Source organism: Streptomyces sp. NPDC056600, from assembly GCF_042792855.1.
Classification (GTDB): domain Bacteria; phylum Actinomycetota; class Actinomycetes; order Streptomycetales; family Streptomycetaceae; genus Streptomyces.
The window spans coordinates 1-24,050 of the sequence record NZ_JBHTVQ010000083.1; the positions used below are offsets into that span (position 1 = coordinate 1).

General features: G+C 74.8%; 23 protein-coding genes. 6 read left to right on the forward strand and 17 right to left on the reverse strand.

All coding sequences use genetic code 11. The annotated features are described in order from the left end of the window. Window positions 1-80 precede the first annotated feature (80 nt). The 4 genes from ACFRAV_RS28590 to ACFRAV_RS28605 form a co-directional block, all read right to left on the reverse strand. Window positions 81-860 (reverse strand): class I SAM-dependent methyltransferase, encoded by a 780-nt coding sequence (locus ACFRAV_RS28590; RefSeq protein ID WP_382559640.1) that lies wholly within the window; start codon window positions 858-860, stop codon window positions 81-83. Window positions 861-986: 126 nt separating this feature from the next. Further along, window positions 987-1,403, reverse strand: coding sequence for a hypothetical protein (locus ACFRAV_RS28595; RefSeq protein ID WP_382559643.1), 417 nt, complete (start codon window positions 1,401-1,403; stop codon window positions 987-989). Between the two features lie 172 nt (window positions 1,404-1,575). Beyond that, window positions 1,576-2,130 (reverse strand): gluconokinase, encoded by a 555-nt coding sequence (locus ACFRAV_RS28600; RefSeq protein ID WP_382559646.1) that lies wholly within the window; start codon window positions 2,128-2,130, stop codon window positions 1,576-1,578. Then, on the reverse strand, window positions 2,127-3,545 hold the full coding sequence (locus tag ACFRAV_RS28605) for a glucose-6-phosphate dehydrogenase (RefSeq protein ID WP_382559649.1): 1,419 nt from the start codon (window positions 3,543-3,545) through the stop codon (window positions 2,127-2,129). The genes ACFRAV_RS28600 and ACFRAV_RS28605 overlap by 4 nt, the downstream gene beginning before the upstream one ends. 281 nt (window positions 3,546-3,826) lie before the next feature. On the opposite strand from ACFRAV_RS28605, the gene ACFRAV_RS28610 reads away from it, so the two are divergent. After that, complete coding sequence (locus ACFRAV_RS28610; RefSeq protein ID WP_382559653.1) at window positions 3,827-4,876, forward strand: lactonase family protein; 1,050 nt, start codon at window positions 3,827-3,829, stop codon at window positions 4,874-4,876. Window positions 4,877-5,237: 361 nt separating this feature from the next. On the opposite strand, the gene ACFRAV_RS28615 is transcribed toward ACFRAV_RS28610, so the two are convergent. Then, window positions 5,238-6,332, reverse strand: a complete 1,095-nt coding sequence (locus ACFRAV_RS28615; RefSeq protein WP_382559656.1) for a Vms1/Ankzf1 family peptidyl-tRNA hydrolase — start codon at window positions 6,330-6,332, stop codon at window positions 5,238-5,240. 130 nt (window positions 6,333-6,462) lie between these two features. Between ACFRAV_RS28615 and ACFRAV_RS28620 the strand changes: the two genes are divergently transcribed. From ACFRAV_RS28620 to ACFRAV_RS28630, 3 genes are all read left to right on the forward strand, one after another. Beyond that, the gene (locus ACFRAV_RS28620; RefSeq protein ID WP_382559658.1) at window positions 6,463-6,957 is read left to right on the forward strand and encodes a universal stress protein; all 495 of its coding nucleotides are present in this window, start codon (window positions 6,463-6,465) and stop codon (window positions 6,955-6,957) included. Between the two features lie 140 nt (window positions 6,958-7,097). Further along, window positions 7,098-7,355: a hypothetical protein gene (locus tag ACFRAV_RS28625; RefSeq protein WP_382559661.1), complete on the forward strand. Its 258-nt coding sequence runs from the start codon at window positions 7,098-7,100 to the stop codon at window positions 7,353-7,355. Between the two features lie 107 nt (window positions 7,356-7,462). After that, on the forward strand, window positions 7,463-8,362 hold the full coding sequence (locus ACFRAV_RS28630) for a DMT family transporter (protein WP_382559664.1): 900 nt from the start codon (window positions 7,463-7,465) through the stop codon (window positions 8,360-8,362). Window positions 8,363-8,386: 24 nt separating this feature from the next. Here ACFRAV_RS28630 and ACFRAV_RS28635 read toward each other — a convergent pair whose 3' ends face one another. The 9 genes from ACFRAV_RS28635 to infC form a co-directional block, all read right to left on the reverse strand. Further along, complete coding sequence (locus ACFRAV_RS28635) at window positions 8,387-8,932, reverse strand: NUDIX domain-containing protein (protein WP_382559667.1); 546 nt, start codon at window positions 8,930-8,932, stop codon at window positions 8,387-8,389. A 117-nt stretch (window positions 8,933-9,049) separates the two neighbouring features. Beyond that, complete coding sequence (locus ACFRAV_RS28640) at window positions 9,050-10,402, reverse strand: transcriptional regulator (RefSeq protein WP_382559669.1); 1,353 nt, start codon at window positions 10,400-10,402, stop codon at window positions 9,050-9,052. A 298-nt stretch (window positions 10,403-10,700) separates the two neighbouring features. Further along, window positions 10,701-13,211, reverse strand: coding sequence for a phenylalanine--tRNA ligase subunit beta (gene pheT, locus ACFRAV_RS28645; RefSeq protein ID WP_382559671.1), 2,511 nt, complete (start codon window positions 13,209-13,211; stop codon window positions 10,701-10,703). Then, window positions 13,211-14,335, reverse strand: coding sequence for a phenylalanine--tRNA ligase subunit alpha (gene pheS / locus ACFRAV_RS28650; protein WP_382559673.1), 1,125 nt, complete (start codon window positions 14,333-14,335; stop codon window positions 13,211-13,213). Before pheS ends, pheT begins: the two co-directional genes overlap by 1 nt. A gap of 199 nt (window positions 14,336-14,534) precedes the next feature. Next, a complete protein-coding gene (locus ACFRAV_RS28655; protein WP_382559675.1) occupies window positions 14,535-15,677 on the reverse strand; it encodes an ATP-binding protein in 1,143 nt (380 codons plus the stop codon). A gap of 50 nt (window positions 15,678-15,727) precedes the next feature. Further along, window positions 15,728-16,591, reverse strand: coding sequence for a TrmH family RNA methyltransferase (locus tag ACFRAV_RS28660; protein WP_382559679.1), 864 nt, complete (start codon window positions 16,589-16,591; stop codon window positions 15,728-15,730). Between the two features lie 491 nt (window positions 16,592-17,082). Beyond that, window positions 17,083-17,466 (reverse strand): 50S ribosomal protein L20, encoded by a 384-nt coding sequence (gene rplT / locus ACFRAV_RS28665; protein ID WP_151774738.1) that lies wholly within the window; start codon window positions 17,464-17,466, stop codon window positions 17,083-17,085. A 101-nt stretch (window positions 17,467-17,567) separates the two neighbouring features. Further along, window positions 17,568-17,762 (reverse strand): 50S ribosomal protein L35, encoded by a 195-nt coding sequence (rpmI, locus tag ACFRAV_RS28670; RefSeq protein ID WP_003947156.1) that lies wholly within the window; start codon window positions 17,760-17,762, stop codon window positions 17,568-17,570. 127 nt (window positions 17,763-17,889) lie between these two features. Beyond that, the gene (gene infC, locus ACFRAV_RS28675; protein WP_382559694.1) at window positions 17,890-18,564 is read right to left on the reverse strand and encodes a translation initiation factor IF-3; all 675 of its coding nucleotides are present in this window, start codon (window positions 18,562-18,564) and stop codon (window positions 17,890-17,892) included. Between the two features lie 416 nt (window positions 18,565-18,980). Between infC and ACFRAV_RS28680 the strand changes: the two genes are divergently transcribed. Continuing rightward, window positions 18,981-19,334: a DUF1844 domain-containing protein gene (locus ACFRAV_RS28680; protein ID WP_351112483.1), complete on the forward strand. Its 354-nt coding sequence runs from the start codon at window positions 18,981-18,983 to the stop codon at window positions 19,332-19,334. 80 nt (window positions 19,335-19,414) lie between these two features. Here ACFRAV_RS28680 and ACFRAV_RS28685 read toward each other — a convergent pair whose 3' ends face one another. The 3 genes from ACFRAV_RS28685 to ACFRAV_RS28695 all read right to left on the reverse strand — a co-directional run bounded on the left by ACFRAV_RS28685 (window position 19,415) and on the right by ACFRAV_RS28695 (window position 22,669). After that, a complete protein-coding gene (locus ACFRAV_RS28685; RefSeq protein ID WP_382559685.1) occupies window positions 19,415-20,140 on the reverse strand; it encodes an SseB family protein in 726 nt (241 codons plus the stop codon). 145 nt (window positions 20,141-20,285) lie between these two features. Further along, window positions 20,286-21,428 carry a type VII secretion-associated serine protease mycosin gene (gene mycP, locus ACFRAV_RS28690; protein ID WP_382559697.1) on the reverse strand — a complete coding sequence of 381 codons (1,143 nt, stop codon included), beginning with the start codon at window positions 21,426-21,428 and terminating at the stop codon, window positions 20,286-20,288. A 122-nt stretch (window positions 21,429-21,550) separates the two neighbouring features. Then, window positions 21,551-22,669, reverse strand: coding sequence for a hypothetical protein (locus ACFRAV_RS28695; RefSeq protein ID WP_382559688.1), 1,119 nt, complete (start codon window positions 22,667-22,669; stop codon window positions 21,551-21,553). A gap of 139 nt (window positions 22,670-22,808) precedes the next feature. On the opposite strand from ACFRAV_RS28695, the gene ACFRAV_RS28700 reads away from it, so the two are divergent. Next, window positions 22,809-24,011 carry an amino acid deaminase/aldolase gene (locus ACFRAV_RS28700; RefSeq protein WP_382559691.1) on the forward strand — a complete coding sequence of 401 codons (1,203 nt, stop codon included), beginning with the start codon at window positions 22,809-22,811 and terminating at the stop codon, window positions 24,009-24,011. The last annotated feature ends 39 nt before the right edge of the window (window positions 24,012-24,050 follow it).

Consider the following 24,050-nt stretch of genomic DNA (forward strand, 5'->3'; position numbering starts at 1 on the left):
GGCCCGCGCCCGCCGCCGCGGTCGCGGGCCCTCGGCGCACGTTCCGGCCGGTCACCACCGTGCGCCCCGGAGCCGGGAGCTCACAGCTTGCGCACCCGCAGCACCCCCGTCAGCAGCGGGAGGGTGAACTCGCCGTGGGCGGTCTCCGGGCGGCCCGCGAGGAAGGCGTGGATGCGGTCGAGGAGCGCCTGCCGTTCCTCGACCGGCATGACGAGGACCCCGGCGCGGGTCCCGAGGGTCGCGACGAGGGAGTCCGCGGTGCGGGTCTGTCCGTGCGGGAAGAGGTCCTGTTCCGGCGAGCCGAAGCGGGCGGGGCCGCCGTCGGCGGGCAGGTGCATGGCGGCGGTCCGGGCACGCCAGCTGTCGGGGGTGTCGCGCGGGCCGATGGCCGCGGGGCCGCTGACACGGGCGAGCTCGGCGACCCAGTCGACCGCGTCGTCCATGGTGTTCCACAGGCCGGCCAGCACTCCGCCGGGGGCGAGGACCCGGGCGATCTCGGGGCCGGCGACGGCCATGTCGAACCAGTGCATGGCGTTGCCGGCCACCACGGCGTCCACCGAGCCGTCCGGCAGCGGGATCGACTCGGCACTGCCGGACAGGGCCCGGACGCCGGGCAGGGCGCGGCGCAGTTCGGCCAGCATCTTCGGGTCGGGCTCGACCGCGACCACGTCGGCGCCCAGCGCGGACAGGGTGGCGGTGAGCTTGCCGGTGCCGGCTCCGAGATCGAGCACCCGCGCTCCGGGCGCGGCGTCGAGGGCCCAGCGGACGGCGGCGTGGGCGTAGTCCGGGCGGTGCTCGGCGTAGGCGGTGGCCGCGGCGCCGAAGGAGGTGGCGTGCGGTGACGTCCGGTCGTGGCTCATCCGGGCACGCTACCGACGGACCTGTCGGTTGACCACACCGCCGCACCGGGGCCGTCGGAGGCCCGAACGGCCGCGCGCGGCACAGGCGTTCGAGGTCGTACCCCCTGGCGGACCGGGGCGGCCGCGTCAGTCGGCGAGCCTGGCCAGGGTCCACAGGACCATCAGGTCCAGGACCATCACGGCGAGGCACCAGACCGGGTAGTAGGGGATGAACATGAACTGGGTCACCAGGCTGATTCCGGCCAGCGCCAGTCCGGCGGAGCGTCCCCAGGGGACCCGGCGGAGCAGGGCGACGCCGACGACCAGCAGGGCGACCCCGACGACCAGGTGGATCCATCCCCAGGACGTGAGGTCGAAGCGGTACTCGTACGCGCGGGGTGAGCCGAAGAGGCGGTCCCGGGCGATGCCGGTGATGCCCTGGAGGATGCTCAGCACACCGCTGAGCACCATGCCGATGCCGGCGAACTGCCCCGGGGTGGACGGCCGGACGCCGTCGTCGGGCGCTGCCCTGTGGTGTCGCTCCTCGCCCGGGATGCCCGCCATGGCTGTCACCTTTCGTCGGGGTGCGGAGGCGGAGTCGTCGTCCGCCACCTTCACAGCCTGGGCCCGGCGCGGACGGGGGGCGAGCGCACCGGGCCCGTCCGGGTGACGGTCCGTCGGCCGCGCGGGGCGTCCCGTCCGGTCCCGGCGGCCCGGTCACCGCGCGGCCCTCGGCTCAGGTCGCCTCGGCCTCGGTGACCGCCTCGGCGGCCCGGCGGGCGATCTCCTCGGGCGGCGGCGAGGCGTCCAGGGTGGCGCCGCGCTCGTCGGGCTGGAGCGGCTCGAGGACGGCGAGCTGGGAGTCGAGCAGGGTCTCGGGCATGAAGTGCCCGGTGCGGCCGTGGAGCCGGGACGCGAGGAGCCCGCGCTCGGCGGTGAGGTGGAGGAAGAGGGCGGACGGGCAGGAGGCGCGCAGCGCGTCGCGGTAGCGCCGGCGCAGGGCGGAGCAGGCCACCACTCCCCCGCTGCCGTCGGCGTCGTGGTCGTCCAGCCAGCGCCCCACCGTCTCCAGCCAGGAGCGGCGGTCGTGGTCGTCGAGGGGGACGCCGGAGGACATCTTGCGGATGTTGGCGGGCGGATGGAAGTCGTCCGCCTCGGCGAAGGGCAGTCCGAGCCGTTCGGCGAGGAGCCGGGCGACCGTGGACTTGCCCGCCCCGGAGACCCCGATGACCACGACGCACGGGCGTCGCCGGTCGCCGGGGCGGGGGCGTTCTCCGCCGGGCAGGGTCACCTCGGGAGCACCGCGTCCTGGTGGAGGAGGTCCTCCCGCCGCTCAGGGGTGTTGCGGCGCGGCGGCCCGTCGGAGCCGGCCGGGTACTCCTCCAGCGGCACCAGGCCCCGCTCCCAGGCGGACAGCACCGGCTCGACGACCCGCCAGGACTCCTCGGCCTCGTCGCCGCGGATGGAGAGCGCGGGGTCGCCGCGCAGCACGTCCAGCAGCAGCTGGCCGTAGGCGGGCAGGGCGGGCGGGTCCATCCGGGCGCTGAGCGAGACCTGCGTCAGCTTCTCGACCTGGGAGCCGACGACGTTGAGGTCCAGGCTCAGGCTCTCCGGGTCGAGACCGAAGCGCAGGACGTTGGGCCGGACGTCCTCGTCCTGCCCGAACGGCAGGTGCGGGACGGGCCGGAAGCGCACCGCGACCTCCATGCGGTCGCGGCCCAGGCCCTTGCCGGTGCGCAGCCGGAACCTGGTGCCGGCCCAGCGCCAGCTGTCGAGTTCCAGCTCGACCTCGGCGAAGGTCTCGGTACGGCGTCCCGCGTCCACCCCGTCCTCGTCGGTGTAGGCGGGCACGTCGTGGTCGGCGATGCGCCCGGCGGCGTAGCGGGCCCGGCGGGTGCGGTGGACGACGTCGGCGTCGGTCAGGCGGCGCACCGAGCGCAGCACGTCGACCTTCCGGTCGCGCAGGTCCCGTTCGCCGAGGGTCAGCGGCGGTTCCATGGCGACCAGGCACAGGATCTGCAGCAGGTGGTTCTGGATCATGTCCTTGAGCGCGCCGACGTGGTCGTAGTAGCCGGCCCGGCCCTCCAGGGCGAGGGTCTCGTCCCAGACGATGTCCACCTCGGCGATGTGGGTGCTGTTCCAGATCGGTTCCATGACCCGGTTGGCGAGCCGGCTGCCGAGCAGGTTCTGCACGGTGGTCATGGCCAGGAAGTGGTCGACGCGGAACACCGCCTGCTCGGGCAGCACGTCGGCGAGCAGCCGGTTGAGCTCCTCGGCGTCCCGCAGGCTCTCGCCGAACGGCTTCTCCGTCACGATGCGGCTGCCCCGGGGCAGTCCGGCCTCGTGCAGGGCGGTCACGGTGGCGGCGAAGAGTCCGGGCGGCAGGGCCAGGTAGACGGCCACCGGGTCGTTCCCGGCGATGAGGGCGGCCACCTCGGCGGGGTCGGTGACGTCGGCCTTGCGGTAGTCGCAGGCGGCCGTGACGGCGCGCACGGCGTCGTCGGGCAGGCCGGCGCCGTGGCGTTCGAACTGGGCGGCGGCCCACTGCCGGTACCGTTCGCCGTCCCAGTCCTCCCGGCTGCCGGCGATCAGGGTGAACCGGTCGTCGATGTGCCCGGCGGCGTACAGGGCGGCCAGGGCCGGCAGGAGGTAACGCCCGGTCAGGTCGCCGGTGCCGCCGAAGACGACGAGGCGTCGGATGTTCATCGCGTGCCGCCCTTCCCGCGTGCTGTGCGCCGTACGGTGTCGGCGCCGGCGGCGCGGACACCGGTGCGGCCGATCGCCTGGGGGAAGTTGCCCATGAGTGCTCCGGTCCTCGGGTCGGCCGCGCGGGCGCCCCTCCAGGTCCCGGCCGGGGCTTCTGCTCCTCACCCTCACCGAGGCCGCGACCGGCCGCAATCGGGCTCCGCGGTGATTGGTGCGTTCAGGGCATCTCGCGGGGTGGATCCTGCGCGCGGTGCGCCGGGTCGGCTCCTAGGCTGATCATCATGACGACCACAGGCGCGCAGAGAGCTTTCATCGGTTCGTTCACGACGAACGGCGGGCGGGGGATCGTGCAGACCACCGTCGATCCCGGCACCGGGGCGCTGACTGCGACGGACGCCGTCGCCACCGTGCCCAACCCGTCGTACCTGGTCCTCGGGCGGGGGCCGGGAGGACCGGTCCTGTACTGCGTGTCGGAGACGGCCGAGGGAGCGGTGGCCGCCTACGACGTCTCCGGGCCCACGCCGGAGCCGATCGGCCGTCCGGTGCCGGTGGGAGGGGCCGATCCGACGCATCTGGCCGTGGCCGGCGGCCACCTGGTGACGGCCAACTACAGCTCCGGCAGCGTCACGGCGCTCCCGCTGGCCGCGGACGGCGCCCCGGGCGCCCCGAGCGGGCTGCTGGGCAACAAGGGGTCCGGTCCGGACGCCGACCGGCAGGAGGGTCCGCACGCCCACCAGGTCGTGGTGCCCGAGGCGTCGGGCCGCTGGGTGCTGAGCGTGGACCTGGGCACCGACGAGGTGCGGGTGTGCGAGCTGGACGCGGCCTCCGGGGAGCTGCGCCTGCACGGGGCGCTGGAGCTGCCGCCCGGGACCGGCCCGCGCCATCTGGTCGTCCACCCGCGCGGCACGCACGTGTACGTGCTCGGCGAGCTGCGCCCGGTGGTCACCGTCTGCCGGTGGGACGCCGCGGCCGGGGAGCTGCGGGCGGTCGGCGAGCACCCGCTCTTCCCGGACGGCACGGACGCGCACGTCCAGCCCTCCGCCCCGGTGATCTCCCTCGACGGGCGGCGGCTGTGGGCGGCGGTGCGCGGCACCGACACCGTGGTGGTCCTCGCGGTGTCGCAGGACGGGGAGCGCCTGGAGGTCCTCACCTCCGTCCCGTGCGGCGGGAGCTGGCCGCGCGACCTGGTGCTGCACCCGTCCGGCGGCCGGCTGTACGCGGCCAACGAGCGGTCGGGGGACGTGACCTGGTTCGACCTCGACGAGGACGGCGTGCCGCGGCGGGCCGGGTCGCTCGACGTGCCTGCGGCCTCCAGCGTCCTGTTCGTCTGAGAACACGTCGTCTGAGAGCACGCCGCCCGTGAGGAGGCGCCCGGACGGCCGCACCCCGGCGGCCTCACCCCGGGCGGCGCCACTCCGCCGGGCGCGCACCAGGGCGGCGTCACCTCGGCGGCGACGTCACCCCGGCGGCGCCACTCCGCCGGGCCCGCACCAGGGCGGCATCACCCGGCGGCGACGTCACCCCGGCGGGCTCGCACCAGGGCGGCGCCACCCCGGCGGGCGCGCCGAACGGCGCAGACCCGAACGGCGCAGCACCCGTCCCCGGGCGCAGAGGGTCCCTGCGGCGCCGGGTCCGTGCGGCGCCGGGTCCCTGCGGCGCCAGGTGCCAGCGGCGCCGGGTGGGCCCGGCCGCTCAGTAGCGCAGCAGGGCCGCCACGCCGTCCGTGGCGGAGACCGGGGGCAGCAGCTCGGTGAAGTTCGCCCCGCTCAGCGCGGCCGCGCGCAGCAGCAGCGTGCCGGCGGGAGCGCTGAACAGGGCGGATGCGTCGCCGAGTTCGGCGGGGTCGGTGCCCAGGAGCTGGGGGTCGGTCCGGGAGGCGTAGAGGTCCGGGTCGCCCGAGCGGTCGGCGGAGAGCAGCAGGGTCTCCACCCGCCCCTCGGTCAGCGCCTGCTGGACGGCGGGAATGCCCTGCAGGGCGCGTCCGCCCGCCGTCTCGGCCTCCAGCCGGTCCAGCACCTCGCGGTGGGCGGCTTCCATGGCCTCGCGGATCGCCTCGTCGGCGCTCTCCCGCAGGCCCTCCCGGGCGGAGTCGTCGGTGCGGCCCCCCTCGACGTAGACGATCCGCCCGTGCGGCGGTCGGTCGGTCAGGTGCTCGCGCAGCAGCCCGATCGCCTTGGGGTCGCCGGCGACCAGGACGACGGCGGCGTCCACGTCGGCGGCCGCCTCACGAACACCGTCCGCGGCCTGTCCGGTGTTCTCCGACCACACCTGGACCGATCGCCGGTGGTAGGACTTCTGGGCCTCCTTGCCCGCCTTGACGCGGGTGATGTGGAGGGTGCTGCCGTTGAAGGTGCGCCGGTAGGACTCCTCGTGCGCGGCGGCCGGGTAGGCGTACACGTCGCCGCCCTCGCGATCCACGGCGACCACCACGTGGGGCAACTGGTGGTCGCGGTCGACGGCGAGGCCCAGCGGGTCGGCGACGGGGAGCACCAGGGCGCTGTCGGAGGCGGGGGGTTCGGCCAGGGTGAAGGCGCCCAGGACTCTGCCGCCCGAGGCGAACAGGGCCTCCCCCTGTGGGCCCGGCACGTCGGCGACGCCGCCGACCACCTCGTCGAGGGCGGCGAGCGTCTCCTCGTCCGCGCCCTGCTCGGCCAGTGACCGGCGCGCCGCGCGCCAGCGCAGTTCGATCTGTTTCTCGGCGTCGTGGGACGAACGGGTGGTGTCCAGGTGCACGGAGGCCACCGGGCCGTCCGCCTCGTACAGGGGCTGAAGAAACTCGAGGTCCATGGCGTTCAGGCCGGGCGGCCTACCCCTTTCACTGGTGCGCGACGATCAGCGTGGTGATGCCTGTCGAATGTACTGTTTGTCACGATATGGCGCGCTTTCAGTGGCGCCCGGCGCCGATGGAGGAGGAACCATGACCGACCAGCGGGAGCAGGGGGTGCCGGGCCGCGTGGTGGTCGGCGTGGACGGGTCGGACCCGTCCAGGACCGCGTTGCGGTGGGCGGTCCGGTACGCGGAGCGCACCGGGGGGACGGTGGAGGCGCTGAACGCCTGGGACTTCCCGCACTTCCACGGCAGCCTGGGGTGGCTGCCCCCGCCCAGCAGCGACGAGGCGGCCCTGCGGACGCGCGCGCTCGAGGAACTCGAGGAGGCGGTGCGGGAGACGGTGGGCGCGCGGCCGCCGGTGGGCGTCCACAGCGAGGTGCGGTACGGCACGGCAGCGGGCGTGCTGATCGACGCGTCCCGGGGGGCCGAACTGCTGGTGGTGGGGGCGCGCGGACTCGGCGGCTTCTCCGGACTGCTGCTGGGGTCGGTGTCCCAGCACTGCGTGCAGCACGCCGCCTGTCCGGTGCTGGTGATCCGCCACACCGACGCCGATGACGACGACGGCGCCGGCGACGGTGCGTGACGGCGTTTCACACTCCGTGTGAGCGAGGGGTGTGCATATGCCAGACGCACACTCTCCCAGGCTTCCCCCTGGCGTTGTTGACTGCTGGGTACGACCATCGGCCGGCCGAGGCCGGGGGTCGGTGAGGGAAGGAGCGAACGGTGAACGCCACCCCTGAACAGCTGGTGGTGCCCAAGGAGGTCGCCGAGCTGCGCCGCCGTTGCGACGTGGCACAGGCACGCGTCGACGGCGGGCTGGCCCTGCTCGGCCACCGCGCCAAGGAGACGGCGAAGGAACTGGACGCCCTCGCCGAGCGGGTGACCGCGCTGGAACGCAACCGCTGGCCCCTGCGGGCGGTGGCCACGCTCGCCTCCGTGGGAGCGCTGGCCGTGACCGTCTGGCAGGCCCTGGGCAACTGAGCCCTCGCGCGGAACCGAGCCCCCGCGGCGGCACGACCGTGCGCACCACTCGCACGGTCGCACGTCGCACCGCGTCCCCCGGGCCGCACGCGCGCATGATGGTGCGGGTGATCAGCGTCCTCTTCGCCGTGCTCACCGCGCTCAGCAACGGCACGGCAACGGTGCTCCAGCGCCAGGCCGCCCGCCGGATCCCCGACGACCAGACGATGCGGCTGTCCCTCTTCGGGCGGCTGCTGCGGCAGAAGGTGTGGCTGGCCGGCATCGCCATGGTGATCGTGGCCGCGGTCTGCCAGGCGGTGGCCCTGGCCACCGGGCCGATCGCCCTGGTCCAGCCGATCTTCGTGATCGAGCTCCCGGCGACCCTGCTGATCGCCGGCCTGATCACCCGCACCCGGGTGCGGGGCCGCCTGTGGGCCGGGGTGGCAGCGGTGACGGGCGGGCTGGCGCTCGCCCTCGCCGCCGCCGACCCGGTGGGCGGACGCGACGGCGTCGACGGGGAGACCTGGGTCCTCGCACTGCTGGCGACGGCCGCCTTCGAGACCGCGCTGATCGTCGCCGCGCGGGCCACCCACGGCGACGCCCGCGGCGCGCTGCTGGGCCTGGCGGCGGCCTGCGCGTACTCGCTGACCGCGGCGCTGATGAAGGACGCGATGGCACGGCTGGACGCCGGCGGCGTGGGGGCGCTGCTGACGGCGTGGCAGCTCTACGCCACGGCCGTCGTGGGTGTGGGCGCGCTGTTCCTGCTGCAGAACGCCCTCCAGGCCGGCTCGCTGGTCGCGGTGCAGCCGCAGCTCACCCTCGGCGACGCGCTGATCAGCGTCTGCTACGGGGTGACGCTGTTCGGTGAGCAGGTGCGCACCGGCTGGTGGCTGCTGCCGCAGCTGGCCGGGCTGGCCCTGATCGCCCTCGGCTGCGTCGTCCTGGCCCGCTCGCCGCTGGCCGCGGGAGAAGGCGCGGGGGAGGCCGCGGGAGAGGGCGCGGAGGGCGCCCCCTCCCCCGCCCCCTAGGCGCCGGGCCGGGCCGTCGGCGGGTCAGGCCGCCGGGTCGTGGCCGAGCCGCAGGTGGTGCAGGAGCAGCAGCGCGGCCGCCATGCCGGAGGCGGGCACCTCGCCCCGGGCGATCAGGTCGGGGACGACCTTCAGCGGCACCCACTCCCGCCGCTCCGACTCGAAGTCGTCCACCGGATGCCCGGCGAACTCCCCGCGGTCCGCCCAGTACACGTGGTGCCGCGCGTCCGTGAGCCCGTTGCTCGGCTCGACGCTCATCAGGTGCCGCAGCGGCCCCGGCCGCCAGCCGGTCTCCTCCTCCAGCTCGCGCGCCGCCGCCGCCGCGAGGTCCTCCCCGTCCTCCACCACCCCGGCGGCCAGCTCCCACCCCCAGCTGTCGGTGATGAACCGGTGCCGCCACAGCAGCAGCGCCTCGTCGGCCTCGTTGACGATCGTGGCCACGGCGACGGGCCGCATGCGGATCAGGTAGTGGTCCAGGCGCCGTCCGTCGGGCAGCCGGACGTCGGTCAGGTTGACGTCGAACCAGCGGTTTCCGTACACCGGTTGCTCACTCAGTTTCACCCACTGCATGTTTCTGCCACCTTTCGACGGTTCTCGACGAGTGAGTGGCAATATCGCAGCAGCGCGGGGGCCGGCAGCAGGGCCCATGGGGGAGCGGACCGGCTCGCGGCACGGCTCGTGCGGGGCCTACCGCAGCGGCACGCGCAGCGCCGCGTCGATGAGTTCGGCCGCCTCGCGGGTGCTCGCGCAGTCGCTGCGCAGCAGGTGTTCGCGCACCGTGCGCAGCCGGTCCCGCAGCCGCTGGGACTCCACGCCGCGGGCCAGCCCGGCCATCTCCGCGGCGGTGGCCGCCGCCTTGTCCGCGTCCCCGCGGCGCAGTTCGACCTGGCTGAGCATGGCCAGTCGGTGCACCCGGCCGCGGTCGTGCGCCGGAGTGCCGACCGCGGCCTCGGCGTGCGTCCCGGCGGCGGTCAGGTCGCCGAGGCTCAGCAGTGCCTCCGCCACCTGCACGTTGACCAGGCCCGGCTGGACGTAACCCGTCTCGTCGGGTTCGTGTCCGCGGTGGATGCGCTCGGCGGCGTCCTCGGCCCGCCTGATCCGGGCGAGCGCCCCCGCGCCGTCGCCGAGGTGCGCGTACGCCTTGGCCTGCATGGCGTACAGGTCGGAGGCGAGGGCCGGGGTGATGTCAGGCCCGGCCGTGCGTAACGCGGCCTCCGCGAAGGCGACGGCCTGGCGGAACTCCCGCATGAACAGGGCCTGGTTGACGAGCAGGGCGATGACGTAGGCGCCCAGCCCCCGGTCCCCGCTGGCCTTCGCCAGCCGCAGCGCCTGGTGGAAGTACCGCTGGGCGAGGCCCTGGACGTCGGAGTCGTAGGCGCAGATCCCGGCCACGGCCACCAACGCACCGGTGGCCCGGTGCAGTTGGCGTCCGGTGGAGTCGGGGTAGCTGCCCCGCAGCAGCGGCGCCGCCTCGTTGTTGAGGAAGCCGACCACCCGGGCGCGGGTCGCCACCCCGCCGGCCTTGCGGTACATGTGCTCGTAGTGGGTGCGCGCCGCCCGCAGCGTCTCGATGTCGTCCGGGGACACCCGGAGGCTGCCGCCGCGGGAGACGTCGGCGTCCTCCGGCGGGTTCTCCCACTCCCACACCGGCATCACGGCCGGCGTCCCGGTGACGGCGGGCGCGCCGAGGACGTGCGGCCGCTGGAGTTCGTCGGAGCGCCACAGCGCGGTGGCGCGGTCCACGAAGCCGGACAGCGAACCGGCGTGCGGCGAGGCGGGCGCGCCGGGGACGCCGAGGCCGATGTCGTCCAGGGTGACCGGGCGGCGCAGCCGGGCGGAGAGCACCTCGCAGATCAGGTCGGGCACCTGGCCGCGGGGCCGCTGCCCCTTCAGCCACCGGGCCACGGCGGTGTGTTCGTAGCGCAGGGTCAGACCGCGGGCCTGCCCCGCGGCGTTCACCCGGGCGGCCAGACCGGCGTGCGAGACGCCCGCCTCGTCGAGGAGCGCGTCCAGCAGGGTGTTGGGCTGTCTCGGGGTCATGTGGGGTCCCCTCCGGTGCCTCGGTTCCGTCAGGGTAGTGGGTCCCGGTTCACACGGGGTGCGAAGGAAACGCCACATGAGGGCCGGTACGCGTGCTTACGCCACGCCGGGCCGGCGCGGTTGCCTGGTCGCTCGGCGGGCCGCCGTCTCCCCCCTCACGCCACCGACGCCGGCCCGCCGTCCGCCCTTCCCCGGCACGGGAGCGGGCCCGCCCTCCTTCTCCCCGTAAGCGAGCGGGCCCGCCCTCCGGTGAGGAGGACGGGCCCGCGTCCGGGTACGGCCCCCGGCGGCCCGGCGGTCACGCCCCGCGCAGCACCGCGCCGAAGCGCTCGGCGGCCGTGGCGACCGCGGCGTCGCGCGCTGCCGAGGCCTCGTCCGCGGTCAGCGTCCGGTCGGCGGCGCGGAAGCGCAGCGCGTAGGCGAGGGACTTGCGGCCGTCGCCCAGCTGCTCCTCGTTGCGGTACACGTCGAACAGCCGGATGGCCTCCAGCAGTTCGCCCGCCCCCTCGCGCAGCGCGGCCTCGACCTCGGCGGCCGGGACGGCCTGGTCGACGACGAGCGCCACGTCCTGGGTGGCGACCGGCATGGCGGAGATCCGCGGCGCGCTCGGCACACCGGCCGAGGCGCGCTCCAGCGCGTCCAGGTCGATCTCCATGGCCGAGGTGCGGGCCGGCAGGCCCAGCGTCTTGAGCACGCCGGGGTGCAGTTCGCCGGCGTGGCCGATCACCCGCTCCTCGCCGTCGAGCACGACCACCAGCTCGGCGCAGCGGCCCGGGTGCCACGGCTCGTACTGGCCCTTGCGGACGATCAGCCCGGTCCCCGCCTCACGGGCGAGGATCCGGGCCGCCTCGACGGCGTCGGCCCAGTCGGACGGGCGTCCCTTGCCCCACCAGCCGGCCTGCTCACGGGCGCCGGCCAGGACGACCGCGACGTGCTTGGGCTGGTCGGGCAGCGCGGCCTGGAGGGTCGCGAGGTCCTCGTCGGCGGGCCGGCTCTGCACCGGCAGGATGCCGGCGACGCTCCGCTCGGCCTTCGGGTGGAAGACCAGACCCGCTTCGAAGAGCGCGAGGTCGTGCGATCCGCGGCCGTCGTTGCGCCGCAGCGCGCCGAGCAGGCCCGGCAGCAGCGTGGTGCGCAGCGCCGGCTCCTCGTCGGAGAGCGGGTTGGCGAGGGTCACCAGGGTGCGCCGCGGGTCGTCGGCGGGAACCTGCAGCTGGTCGAGGACGGCGGTGCCCATGAACGGGTAGTTGAGCGCCTCGACGTAGCCGGCGGCGGCCAGCGCGCGGCCGATCCGGCGGTGCAGCCGCTGGCGGGGGGTGAGCCCGCGTCCGGCCGGGGGCCGGGGCAGCGTGGAGGGCAGGTTCTCGTAGCCCTCGAGCCGGATGACCTCCTCGGCGAGGTCGTTCGGGTCGGTCAGGTCGGGCCGCCAGGACGGCACGGACACGACCAGCTCGTCCTGCCCGTAGACGTCGCAGCCGATCTCCTGCAGGCGGCGCACCACCGTCTCACGGCCGTACGCCATGCCCGCCACCTTGTCGGGGTGGTCGGCGGGGATGGTGATGGTGGCCGGCGCGGAGGGCGCGGCGACCTCGGTGACGCCGGCGTCGGCGGTGCCGCCGGCCAGCAGCACCAGCAGGTCGACGGTGCGCTGCGCGGCGGCCGCCGCGGCCAGCGGGTCGACGCCCCGCTCGAAGCGGCGGGAGGCCTCGCTGGACAGCTTGTGCCGGCGCGCGGTGCGGGCGATGGCGATCGGGTCGAAGTGCGCGGCCTCGATGACCACCTCGGTGGTGTGGCTCTCCAGGCCGTCGCCGATCTCGGTGTGGGCGCCGCCCATGACGCCGGCCAGGCCGATCGGCCCGCGGTCGTCGACGATGACCAGGTCCTCGGGGTCGAGGGTGCGGGTCACGTCGTCGAGCGTGGTGAGCTTCTCGCCCTTCTCGGCGCGGCGCACGCCGATCGCGCCCTGGACGCGGGTGCGGTCGTAGGCGTGCAGCGGCTGGCCGAGCTCCAGCATCACGTAGTTGGTGATGTCGACGGCCAGCGAGATCGGGCGCATGCCGGCCTTCTGGAGGCGGCGCTTGAGCCAGATCGGGGACCGGGTCTCCGGCTCGATGCCGGTGACGGTGCGGGCGGTGAACCGGTCGCAGCCGCGCGGGTCGGTGATCTGGACGGGGTAGCCGAACGCGTTGGGCGCGGGCACGTCGAGCAGCGCCGGGTCGCGCAGCGGCAGGCCGTAGGCGGTGGCCGTCTCGCGGGCGACGCCGCGCATCGACAGGCAGTAGCCCCGGTCGGGGGTGACCGCGATGTCGAGGACCTCGTCGACCAGCTCGAGCAGCTCGATCGCGTCGGTGCCGGCCTCGTGCTCCGGCGGCAGCACGATGATGCCGTGCGTGCCGTCGTCGCCCATGCCGAGCTCGTCGGTGGAGCAGATCATGCCGTGCGAGGTCTTGCCGTACGTCTTGCGGGCGGCGATGTGGAAGCCGCCGGGCAGGGTGGCGCCGGGCAGGACCACGACGACCTTGTCGCCCACGGAGAAGTTCCGGGCGCCGCAGACGATCTCCTGGGGCTCACCGGTGCCGTTGGCCTGGCCGACGTCGACGGTGCAGAAGCGGATGGGCTTCTTGAAGCCCTCCAGCTCCTCGATGGTCAGTACCTGGCCGACGACGAGGGGGCCCTTGAGGTCGGCGCCGAGCTGCTCGACGGTCTCGACCTCCAGACCGGCCGAAATGAGCTTGGCCTGGACGTCGCGCCCGGTCTCCGTCGCCGGCAGGTCGACGTACTCCCGCAGCCAAGAAAGCGGGACCCGCATCAGATCTCCATCCCGAACGGCCGGGTGAACCGGACGTCACCCTCGACCATGTCTCGCATGTCTTCGACGTTGTGGCGGAACATCAGCATCCGCTCGATGCCGAACCCGAAGGCGAAGCCGCTGTACTTCTCCGGGTCGACGCCGCAGGCGGTGAGCACCCGCGGGTTGACCATGCCGCAGCCGCCGAGCTCGATCCAGCCCTCGCTGGAGCAGGTGCGGCAGGGCCGGTCGGGGTTGCCGATGGACTCGCCCTTGCAGACGTAGCAGAGCATGTCCATCTCGGCGGACGGCTCGGTGAACGGGAAGAAGTTCGGCCGCAGCCGGGTCTTCATGTCCGCGCCGAACAGCGCCTGCACCATGTGGTCCAGGGTGCCCTTGAGGTCGGCCATGGTCAGGCCCTCGTCGACGGCGAGGAGCTCGATCTGGTGGAAGACCGGGGTGTGCGTGGCGTCCAGCTCGTCGGTCCGGTAGACGCGGCCGGGGCAGACCACGTAGACCGGCGCCTCACGCTCGAGCAGGGTGCGCGCCTGCACCGGCGAGGTGTGGGTGCGCAGCACGACACCGGACTCGCCGTCGGCCCCCTGCGGGCCGTCCACGAAGAACGTGTCCTGCATCTGCCGGGCCGGGTGGTCCGGGCCGAAGTTCAGGGCGTCGAAGTTGAACCACTCCGCCTCGACCTCGGGGCCCTCGGCGATCTCGTAGCCCATCGAGACGAAGACGTCCGCGACGCGCTCCATCATGGTGGTCAGCGGGTGGCGGGCGCCGGCCGGGACGCGGTCGTAGGGGAGGGTGACGTCCACCGACTCCTCAACCAGGACACGGGCGTCGCGCTCGGCCTCCAGCTCCGCCTGACGGACGGCGAGGGCCTTGTTGACGGCGCCGCGGGCCTGGCCCACGCGCTTGCCCGCCTCGGCCTTGGCCTGCGGCGGCAGGGCGCCGATCTCGCGGTTGGCGAGAGCCAGCGGCGAGGCGCCGCCGGCGTGGGCGGTCTTCGCCTCCTGGAGGGCCTCGAGCGAGTCGGCGGCGGCGAAGGCGGCGAGCGCCTCGTCCCGCATGCGCTCGATGTTTTCCGGTTTCAACGCCTCGACCTCTACCGGGTCGTACGACTTATTCGGTGCCGACATCTCTTCCCGTGCTCTTCCGATTGGCTGGCTGGAGTGGCCCCGCCGGGACGGCCTGTCCTGGGCCGCCGTCCGGGTGGTGGGACGACGTGTCCCGGGAACGGGGACACAAAGGTGCCAGGGGCCGAGTCTAACGGGGCGGGTATGCGCTGATGCGCCCGTGGGCCGCGGTCCGGCGTCGGTGACCTCTGGAGGTGGTCCCTCAGAGGAGGTACGCCGGGGTGCCCACGGGCAGGGTAAATCGGAACTGGGCGCCGCCGGAGGCGGCCCGCCCGACCGTGATGACCCCGGAGTGGGCCTCGACGATGCCCTTGACGATGTAGAGCCCGAGGCCGGTGCCGCCGCGCTTGCTGCCCCGCCAGAAGCGGGTGAAGACGCGGTTCATGGACTCCTCCGGGATGCCGGGGCCCTCGTCGCTCACCGTGACCGACGTGGCTGCCTCCTCCCCTTCGCGGGGCGAGGCGTGGGCCGTGACGTCGATGGTGACAGTCCCGCCGCCGTGGCGCACGGCGTTTTCCAGCAGGTTGCCGAGCACCTGGTCGATCTTGTCGGGGTCGGCCCACAGGCCGGGCAGCGGCCGCTCGACGCGCAGCAGGAACCGGTCGGGGCTCTGGCCGGCGGCGACGTAGGCCTGGATGTGGCGGTCGACGGCGGCGGCGATGTCGACGGGCTGGCGGCGCAGCTCCAGGCGGCCGGAGTCGATGCGGGAGATGTCGAGGAGCTCGGCGATCAGCCGGGTGACGCGGTCGGCGTCCGCGTCGACGGTCTCCAGCATCAGCCGCTTCTGGTCGTCGGTGAAGCGCTCCCACTTGGCCAGCAGGGTGGCCGTGAACCCCTTGACGGAGGTGAGCGGCGAGCGCAGCTCGTGGGCGACCGTGGCGATCAGCTCGGCGTGGCTGCGCTCGGTGCGGCGGCGGGCCTCGGTGTCGCGCAGGCACACCACCACCCGGCGGACCGGGCCGGTGGGGCGCTCACGGACGTACCGGGCGGAGACCAGGACCTCGCGGCCGCCGGGCAGCAGCAGGTTGCGCTCGGGCTGGCGGGTGCGGATGGTCAGTCCGTCGTAGGGGTCGGTCAGCCGCCACCAGCGGCGGCCCTCCAGGTCCTCCAGCGGGAGGGCCCGCTCCAGGGACAGACCGAGGGCCTCGTCGGCCGGGGTGGCGGTGATGCGCTCGGCGGCCGCGTTGAAGCAGACCACCCGGCCGCGCTCGTCGGCGACCACCAGACCGTCGGGGAGCTCGTCGGGGCCCACCGCGGGCGGGTCCGGCGCGTCCTCGCGCGGGGGCCGCGCGCCCGGCGCGGTGCCGGACGGCGTGCCCGTTGGTGTCCTGGTGCCGACGCTCATCCCCGTACCCGCCTCTGTCTGTTGGGAGGGCCCCCGAGGCAGTCACCCTACTAGCTGTCGGTGACGGAGCGGCACCCTCCGGAGGCGCGCTGTGCACGGGCGGACGCGTAGAGGCACACCGCGGCGGCCGTGGCGAGGTTGAGGCTCTCGGCCTTCCCGTGGATCGGGACGCGCACCACGGCGTCCGCGAGCGCGCGGGTCTCCTCGGGCAGGCCCCAGGCCTCGTTGCCGAAGACCCAGGCGGTGGGTCCGCCCATGGAGCCGGTGTCCAGCTCGTGGTCGAGGTCGTGGGTGCCGGCGCCGTCGGCGGCCAGCACGCTCACCCCGGCCTCCTTGAGCCCGGCGACGGCCCGCTCGACGGGCACGCCGACCGCCACCGGCAGGTGGAAGTGGGAGCCGACGGAGGCGCGGACGGCCTTCGGGTTGTAGAGGTCCACGGAGGCGTCGGTGAGCACCACGGCCTCGGCGCCCGCCGCGTCGGCGCAGCGCAGCACGGTGCCCGCGTTGCCGGGGTCGCGGACGTTGGCGAGGACGGCGACCAGCTTCGGGCGGGCGCGGAGGATCTCCTCGAACGGGGTGTCCAGGAAGCGGCAGACGCCGACCAGGCCCTGCGGGGTGACGGTGGTCGAGATGTCGGCGATCACCTGCTCGTCGGCCAGGTGGACCCGGGCGCCGGCCGCGCGGGCCTCGCCGACGATGTCCGGGTAACGGTCGGCCGCCTCGGGCGTGGTGAACAGCTCCACCAGCGTGGCCGCGCCGTCCTCCCCGCGGTGCGCCGCCGCCTCGCGGACCGCCTGCGGCCCCTCGGCGAGGAAGAGCCGCTCCTTGCTCCGGAAGTTCCGCTTCGCCAGCCGCCGGGCTGCGGCGACACGAGGGGAACGCGGGGAGATCAGCTCGGGGGCTGCGGAGGGCATGGGCTCACCTTCGGAAGAAGCGGGAAGCGGAGGGGCCTCGGCTCCGGCGGGGAGCCGGGGCTGCGGCGCCTGTCCGGCGACGGGGCGGGGACGCGCGGCCCCGGCACGAGGCCCACGGCGGGATGCCGAGTGTCCCCGTGGCGGGGCTCGACGGTACCGGTGACCGCCGGAGCCGTTGGTTGCCGGAGACCCGTGGTCGCCGGAGCCGCTGTTGCCGGGACCGGTGGTCGCCGGAGCCAGGTGTCGCGGAGGCCGGCGGTCACCGGAGCCGCCGCCGCTGCGGCCGGGTGTCACGGAGGCCGGTGTCGTGGGGCCGCAGGCCGGGTGTCGCTGGTGGGACCGGACGAGGCGCGCGGCCGGACAGCAGGCTCCGCCGGGGGCGGGAGCCGTCCGGGAGGCCGGGCAGGGGGCCGGGGCCCACACACGTCCGGACCCGCAGGCCGTCAGGCCTGCGGGTCCGGGGTGTCACAGCCGGTGTCCACCGGCAGACGTCACGCGGCCTTCGGCGCGTTCACGTCCGCGGGGAGCGCCTTCTGGGCGACCTCGATCAGGGCCGCGAAGGCGGTGGCGTCGTTGACGGCGAGCTCCGCGAGGATCTTGCGGTCCACCTCGACGTTGGCGGCCTTCAGACCCTGGATGAAGCGGTTGTAGGTCATGCCGTTGGCGCGGGCAGCGGCGTTGATGCGCTGGATCCACAGCTGACGGAAGTCGCCCTTGCGCTTCTTGCGGTCGTTGTAGTTGTAGACCAGCGAGTGGGTGACCTGCTCCTTGGCCTTGCGGTACAGGCGCGAACGCTGACCGCGGTAGCCGGAGGCCTGCTCGAGGATCGCCCGGCGCTTCTTGTGGGCGTTGACTGCCCGCTTGACGCGTGCCACTTTTTAACTCCTTGTAGCGGGGCCGCGGTGGTTGGTCACACGGCCCGGAAACGACTTGGGTCCCGGTCTGACTGACGTCCGGCGGCAGGGCCGCCGGGGCGTCACTTGCCGAGAAGCTTCTTGATCTTCTTGGCGTCGCCCGGGGCCATCTCGGCGTTGCCGGTCAGGCGACGCGTCAGACGGGACGACTTGTGCTCGAGCAGGTGGCGCTTGCCGGCGCGCTCGCGGAGCACCTTGCCGGAGCCGGTGATCTTGAAGCGCTTGCTGGCACCGCTGTGCGACTTGTTCTTCGGCATAGCGCCGTTCTCTCCTCGTCGGTGGCGCTCCGGTGCCCGGTTCGGCTGCCTGTCGGCGGCCAGGCCGGGCACGGTACGGAGCGTCGCTCTGTTGTGCTGGACAATCCCGGACGTGCGTCCAGGAGGATCAGGCGTCGGTCGAAGCCTCTGCCTGGCCGTCGGCGGGGGCCTCGGCCTGGACGTCGGCGGAAGCCTCGGCCTCGGCGGCGTTCTGCGACTTGCCGGGGTTGGCCTTCGCGTCCGCCTTGCGGGCCGCCTGGGCCTCGCGGGCCTCGGCCATCGCCTCGGTCTTCTTCTTGTGCGGACCGAGGACCATGATCATGTTGCGGCCGTCCTGCTTCGGGTTCGACTCGACGAACCCGAGGTCGGCCACATCCTCCGCGAGACGCTGCAGCAGTCGGTAGCCCAGCTCGGGGCGGGACTGCTCACGACCGCGGAACATGATCGTGATCTTGACCTTGTCACCCTGCTTGAGGAACCGGACGACGTGACCCTTCTTGGTGTCGTAGTCGTGCGGGTCGATCTTCGGCCGGAGCTTCATCTCCTTGATGACCGTGTGCGCCTGGTTCTTGCGCGCCTCACGGGCCTTCATGGCCGACTCGTACTTGAACTTCCCGTAGTCCATGAGCTTGCACACGGGCGGACGGGCGTTCGCCGCGACCTCGACCAGGTCCAGGTCGTACTCCTGCGCAAGCTCCAGGGCCTTGGCAAGCGGGACAATCCCGACCTGCTCGCCGCTGGGACCGACAAGTCGCACCTCGGGAACGCGAATCCGGTCGTTGATGCGGGGCTCGGCGCTGATGGATCCTCCTCGGTAGCACCACGCGGCAGCCTGGTGTGACAGCCGCGGACGTCTGTGTCTTCGTGGGACCTAACCGCGCCGGGACACGAAAAATGCCCCGCACGGTCTCACAGGCGGGGCTCCTCGAACTGCTACCGGAGCACCGCCGCGATCGTCGCGGGGCGCGCATTCGGCGGAACGACGTCCTGGAAGGACGGCTTCCGCTGACCGGTGACCCGCCGCCCTGCGGGCAGCCAGGTGGGAGTTCGAAGGACTCCACTTGTGGGCCGGGTCCATGGTCTCGCGACACACGTGTCCGGCCGGTCGTGGACACAAGATTAGCAGGTCGCCGGGCGCCCCGCCAACGCGGTGCCGCGCGCGCGACGGCGGTGGTCCCGCGCGAGGACGGGGCCGGGCCTGCGCCTATCGTGTGGGGCATGAGTGAGAGTTCTGAGACGCCCGACTTCGACGCCATGACCCGTGACATCGCGGAGGTCCCCGCCGTCGAGGTCATCGTGACGGTCGCCGTGAACCTGATGAGCGCCGCCGCGGTCAACCTCGGCCTCACCGACGAGGGCGACAAGTACAAGGACCTCGACGAGGCACGCAAGCTGATCCACGCGCTGGCCGGCCTGCTGGACGCGAGCGCCACCGAGATCAGCTCCTTCCACGCCGCCCCGCTGAAGGACGGCCTGAAGTCGCTGCAGCTCGCCTTCCGCGAGGCCTCGACCGTCGCGGACGAGCCGGGGCAGGGCCCGGGCGAGAAGTACACGGGCCCCGTCTGGGGCTGACGCCGCCACCGGCGCGCCGCGCCCGACGCCGCGCGCCCGGCGCACGTACGGCTCAGCGCACGTACAGCTGCACGTACAACTCAGCGCACGTACAGGGGCTCGCCCGGCAGCGAGGTCCCGGCCGGCACCACTGCCAGGTCGAGACCGCGCAGCAGGCGGGCCCTCAGCGTCTCGTCCTCCGCGAGCCGTCCCGCCAGCGAGCGGACCACGGCCGGGGCGGCCTCCGGGTCGTCCAGCACCAGCGCGAGCATCCCGTCCCGCTCCCCCGGCAGCAGGTACGCCAGCCCCACCGCGGGCTCGGCGGCGACCGTCGCGCGGACCGCGTCCGCGACGGCCGGGTCGGCCGACGGGTCGAGGGCGGTGCGGCCCTCGGCCAGCGCCAGCAGCGCCGGGCGGTTCAGCTCGTAGGCCACCGGTCCGGCCAGGTCCAGCACGATCGTGTCCGCCTTCTCGTGCGCGGCGGCGCGCAGCGCCTGTCCCAGCGGGACGGCGACGGGGCGGGCGGCCGGGTCCCACAGGGCCAGCGCCTCGGTGGAGGTGAAGGCGGGCAGCGCGGTGCGGTCGCCGGCCTTCAGGGTCGGTACGGCCATGTCGCTGGTCTTCTCCCGGCGCAGGCCGTTCTCGTCCACCTCGACCTCGCCGAGGACGGCGACCACGGGGACGAGGAGGCGGGCGTCCCTCAGCGCCTCCAGCACGGGGCCGTGCGCGGTGCGGTCCTTCGACCAGGCCTCCAGGGCGGCGGCGAGGCGGGGGTCCGCGGAGCCGTCGTCGTCGGCGAACCCGGGGTCGGGGATGTTCTTGTTCACGCCCCGACCCTATCGCCGCGACCGGGAGCGCCCGGCGGCGAGGCGCGGGGCCGACGACGGACGCGGGCCTGATGGCGTGCGAGCCCGGCGGCGTACGTGGGCCTGGTGGCGTGCGAGCCCGGTCGCGTACGCGGGACCGGCAACGTCAGCGGCGGACGCGGGGGCGGATCAGGAGGGCGGCGGCCAGGAGCAGGACGGCGCCCGCGCCCGCGGCGGGGAACGCCCAGCCCGGGCCGTCGGCCTCGCCGACCGCGTCGCCCGGCCCGTCCCCGAAGTACCGGTCGGCGTACTGCGCCGCCACCCGCCGCTCCTCCGGCTCGCTCTTCTCCGCCGCCTCGAGCGCCGCGACGGGGTTCACCAGGCCGTGGCCCCGGGAGTCGTCGCGCCCGCCCTTGGGCGAGTCCTCGGCGGTGTCCTCGAGCAGCCGCTTGACCTGGGAGGGCGTGAGCTCGGGATGCTCCGACTTCAGCAGGGCCGCCGCTCCCGACACCCACGCGGCCGCCGCGCTCGTGCCCCAGCCCTCGTAGTACTGCCCGTCCGGGTCGGCCGTCACCACGTCCACGCCGGGCGCGCTGACCGTGGCGTACCACCGGCGGGTGGAGAAGTCGGCCCGCTTGCCGTCGCGGTCCACCGCCGTCACCGCGATGACGCCGGGGTAGGCCGCCGGGTAGGAGACCCGGTTGCCGGACTCGCCGCCGTTGCCGGCCGAGGCCACCACGACGACGCCCTTGGCCAGCGCGTACTGCACGGCCTCGTCCTGCTCGGACTCGGGGTGGGCGGACTTGGAGTCGTCGCCCAGCGAGAGGTTGATGACGTCCGCGCCGTGGTCGACGGCCCACCGGATGCCCTCGGCCAGCGCGTTCGCGCGGGTCCGCCGGGCCTTGGACAGCTGCGGGTCGCTCTCCTCGAGGATGACCCGCACCGGCATGATCCGGGCCTCCGGGGCGAGCCCCATCACCCCGTCGCCGTGGTTCCAGCCGTGGCCGTGGCCGGCGATGATGCCGGCCATGGCGGTGCCGTGGCCCGCCCAGGCGTCGTCGCCCGGCCCCGCGCCGAAGCCGACCAGGTCCTTGCCGGTCAGCACGTTGCCCGCGAGGTCCTCGTGGTCCGCGTCGACGCCGGTGTCCAGCACGGCGACGGTGACGCCCGCGCCGCGCGTGATCTGCCAGGCCTGCTCCGCGCGCAGTTCGCGCAGCGCCCACTGCCCGTCCCGGATCAGGTCGGCGTGCGCCACGGTCGCCGGCTGCAGCACCAGGACCGCGCCCAGTACGGCGCCCAGGCCGGCCACCCGGCGGCCGGGACCGGCCGTGCGGCGGCGCGGGGCGGCCCGGCGCGGCTCCGGGGCGTCCTCGGGGGCCGGCCCCCGGCCGGCGGTCGCGCCGGGGCCGTGCGGGGTGCGGGGGGCGTAGGTCACGACGGGGTCTCCCGGGGCGGGGCGACGGCCTTGCGGAGGTCCTGGGCGAACAGGCCGGCCAGCCGGCCCGCGTCGTGGCCGAGACCGGCCTGCGCGGGGGCCGCGTCCACGGAACCCTGCAGCGCGTCCGGGGCCGGCACCGGCTCGCTCACCTCACGGCCGTCGGCCCAGCCGGAGACGGCGTAGACGACGACGGGCGCCTCGGTGAGCACGTCGATCGCCCACGAGGCCCGCTGCTCGTCGCCGAACCCCTCGGCGAGGGTGCCCTCGGCCGCGTACGGGCGCGGCAGCCGGTCGGCGCTCCGGTCCAGCCGTCCCTTGGCCACCTCGGTGCGCAGCGCGCGCATCCGGTCGGCGTCCCCCTCGGTGAAGAGCAGGCCGACGGTGACCAGGTGACTGCGGGTGGCGTCGGTGTAGGTGGCGCGCAGCAGGCGTTCGCAGCCGACCGCGGCCAGTGTCCTGCGCAGCGCGGGGTCGAAGGCGTCGGAGCAGTCGCCGTCGGGGGCGACGGCGACGCGCTTCCAGGTGCGGTCGGCGCCACCGGGGCCGAGGTCCCGGCCCTTGACGGAGGGCGGGAAGAGCTCGTCCACCGGGGTGGTGCGCCACATCTCGCGGGCCTCGGCGTAGGAGTCCGCTCCGCCGTCGGCCCCGCCGGTGATCCCCGCGGTGACGCCGGCGGCCACCAGTCCGGTGCCCAGCAGCCCGCAGGCCAGCGCCGCGCCCAGTCGCCCGCGCGGGCGTGCGGGAGCGGGGGCGGGGGCGGGGGCGGATGCCGGGGAGCCGAAGGGCGCGGCCGAGGAGGCGGACGTGGAGGCGGTGACCGGGCCGGCGTTCGGCGGCCCCCACGGCTGCCGCTCGGGCGTCGCGCGCCGGACCGGGCCGGACGGCACGGGGCGCAGCCGGACGGTGGTCTCCTGGGCGGTCTGCCGTGACCCCACGGCCGGGGGCGTGTCGGGGAACCGCGCGGTCGCCGGGGGCGGAGGCGGCGCTTCGGACCCGGTGGCCTGCTTGGCCCGCTCGGTCCCGCCCCGCTGCGGGGAGCGGGGCGCGGAGGAGGGCGGCGGGTCGTGCGGCGGCCGGATCGGCGGCGCCGGGCGGCGCGCTTCCGTGCTCATCTCCACCCCCGCCTCGTGCCTGGTGTGCGCGTCACTCTACGGCCAGACGCCGCCGGCACGGGAACCGGTTCTCGCGGTCGCGGCATCTGCCCGGATCGTCCCCCTACCCCGGCGTGCCCATGCCTGGCACGCTGCGACCATGACTGCCCGAGCCGCCGACCGGGCCCGGTACGACCGGGCCACCGCCCATCTCGACGCGCCGCTGGCCGTCGTCGACCTGGAGGCCTTCGACGCCAACGCCGACGACCTGGTCCGCCGGGCCGGGGGCAAACCCGTGCGGGTGGCGAGCAAGTCGGTCCGCTGCCGGCCGCTGCTGGAGCGCGTGCTGGCGCGGCCGGGGTTCGCCGGGATCATGTCGTTCACCCTGCCCGAGTCCCTGTGGCTGGCCCGCGGCGGCTTCGACGACGTGCTCTGCGCCTACCCGTCCGCGGACCGCTCGGCCTTCGCCGAGCTGTGCGCCGATCCCAAGCTCGCGGCCGCGGTGACGGTGATGGTCGACGACCCGGCGCAGCTGCGGCTGATCGAGGAGGCGCGCGGGGAGGGCCGGGAGACGGTCCGGGTCTGCGTGGAGCTGGACACCTCGCTGCGGCTGCTGGGCGGGCGGGTCCGGGTGGGCGCCCGTCGCTCCCCGCTGCACGCCCCGGAGCAGATGGCCGAGATGGCGCGCGCGGTGGCCGCCCGGCCGGGGTTCCGGCTGGTCGGCGTGATGGCGTACGAGGGCCACGTCGCCGGGGTCGGCGACGCGGTGGCCGGCAAGCCGCTGAAGTCGCGCGCGGTGCGGCTGATGCAGGCGGCCGCGCGCCGCGAGCTGGCGGCGCGGCGGGCGGCGGCGGTCCGGGCGGTGCGCGAGGTCGCGCCGCACCTGGAGTTCGTCAACGGCGGCGGCACGGGGAGCGTGCAGCACACGGTGGCGGAGGAGGCGGTCACCGAGGTGGCCGCAGGCTCGGGGCTGTTCGTGCCGCGGCTGTTCGACCACTACACGTCCTTCCACGCCCGCCCGGCCGCGCTGTTCGCCCAGCCGGTGGTGCGGCGGCCGGGCGTGGGCGCGGTGACGGTGCTGGGCGGCGGCTACCCGGCGTCCGGCGCGCCCGGCCCGGACCGGCTCCCGCAGCCGTATCTGCCGGAGGGGCTGAGGTACGACGCGATGGAGGGCGCCGGTGAGGTGCAGACCCCGTTGCTGGGCGCGGCCGCGGACGACCTGCTGGTCGGCGACCGGGTGTGGTTCCGGCACGCCAAGGCGGGCGAGCTGTGCGAACGCTTCGACACCCTGCACCTGATCGAAGGCGACCGCGTCATCACCACCGCCCCCACCTACCGAGGCGAGGGCATGACCTTCCTCTGAGCCCTCATGCGAGGTGAGCCCCGGATTCGCTGCTCCAGC

Bases quoted from the DNA above. Each gene is read 5' to 3' on its own strand.
- ACFRAV_RS28590 (WP_382559640.1), bottom strand. From the start codon at position 860: ATGAGCCACGACCGGACGTCACCGCACGCCACCTCCTTCGGCGCCGCG.
- ACFRAV_RS28595 (WP_382559643.1), bottom strand. From the start codon at position 1,403: ATGGCGGGCATCCCGGGCGAGGAGCGACACCACAGGGCAGCGCCCGAC.
- ACFRAV_RS28605 (WP_382559649.1), bottom strand. From the start codon at position 3,545: ATGAACATCCGACGCCTCGTCGTCTTCGGCGGCACCGGCGACCTGACC.
- ACFRAV_RS28610 (WP_382559653.1), top strand. From the start codon at position 3,827: ATGACGACCACAGGCGCGCAGAGAGCTTTCATCGGTTCGTTCACGACG.
- ACFRAV_RS28615 (WP_382559656.1), bottom strand. From the start codon at position 6,332: ATGGACCTCGAGTTTCTTCAGCCCCTGTACGAGGCGGACGGCCCGGTG.
- ACFRAV_RS28620 (WP_382559658.1), top strand. From the start codon at position 6,463: ATGACCGACCAGCGGGAGCAGGGGGTGCCGGGCCGCGTGGTGGTCGGC.
- ACFRAV_RS28635 (WP_382559667.1), bottom strand. From the start codon at position 8,932: ATGCAGTGGGTGAAACTGAGTGAGCAACCGGTGTACGGAAACCGCTGG.
- ACFRAV_RS28640 (WP_382559669.1), bottom strand. From the start codon at position 10,402: ATGACCCCGAGACAGCCCAACACCCTGCTGGACGCGCTCCTCGACGAG.
- pheT (WP_382559671.1), bottom strand. From the start codon at position 13,211: ATGCGGGTCCCGCTTTCTTGGCTGCGGGAGTACGTCGACCTGCCGGCG.
- pheS (WP_382559673.1), bottom strand. From the start codon at position 14,335: ATGTCGGCACCGAATAAGTCGTACGACCCGGTAGAGGTCGAGGCGTTG.
- ACFRAV_RS28655 (WP_382559675.1), bottom strand. From the start codon at position 15,677: ATGAGCGTCGGCACCAGGACACCAACGGGCACGCCGTCCGGCACCGCG.
- ACFRAV_RS28660 (WP_382559679.1), bottom strand. From the start codon at position 16,591: ATGCCCTCCGCAGCCCCCGAGCTGATCTCCCCGCGTTCCCCTCGTGTC.
- rpmI (WP_003947156.1), bottom strand. From the start codon at position 17,762: ATGCCGAAGAACAAGTCGCACAGCGGTGCCAGCAAGCGCTTCAAGATC.
- ACFRAV_RS28680 (WP_351112483.1), top strand. From the start codon at position 18,981: ATGAGTGAGAGTTCTGAGACGCCCGACTTCGACGCCATGACCCGTGAC.
- ACFRAV_RS28695 (WP_382559688.1), bottom strand. From the start codon at position 22,669: ATGAGCACGGAAGCGCGCCGCCCGGCGCCGCCGATCCGGCCGCCGCAC.
- ACFRAV_RS28700 (WP_382559691.1), top strand. From the start codon at position 22,809: ATGACTGCCCGAGCCGCCGACCGGGCCCGGTACGACCGGGCCACCGCC.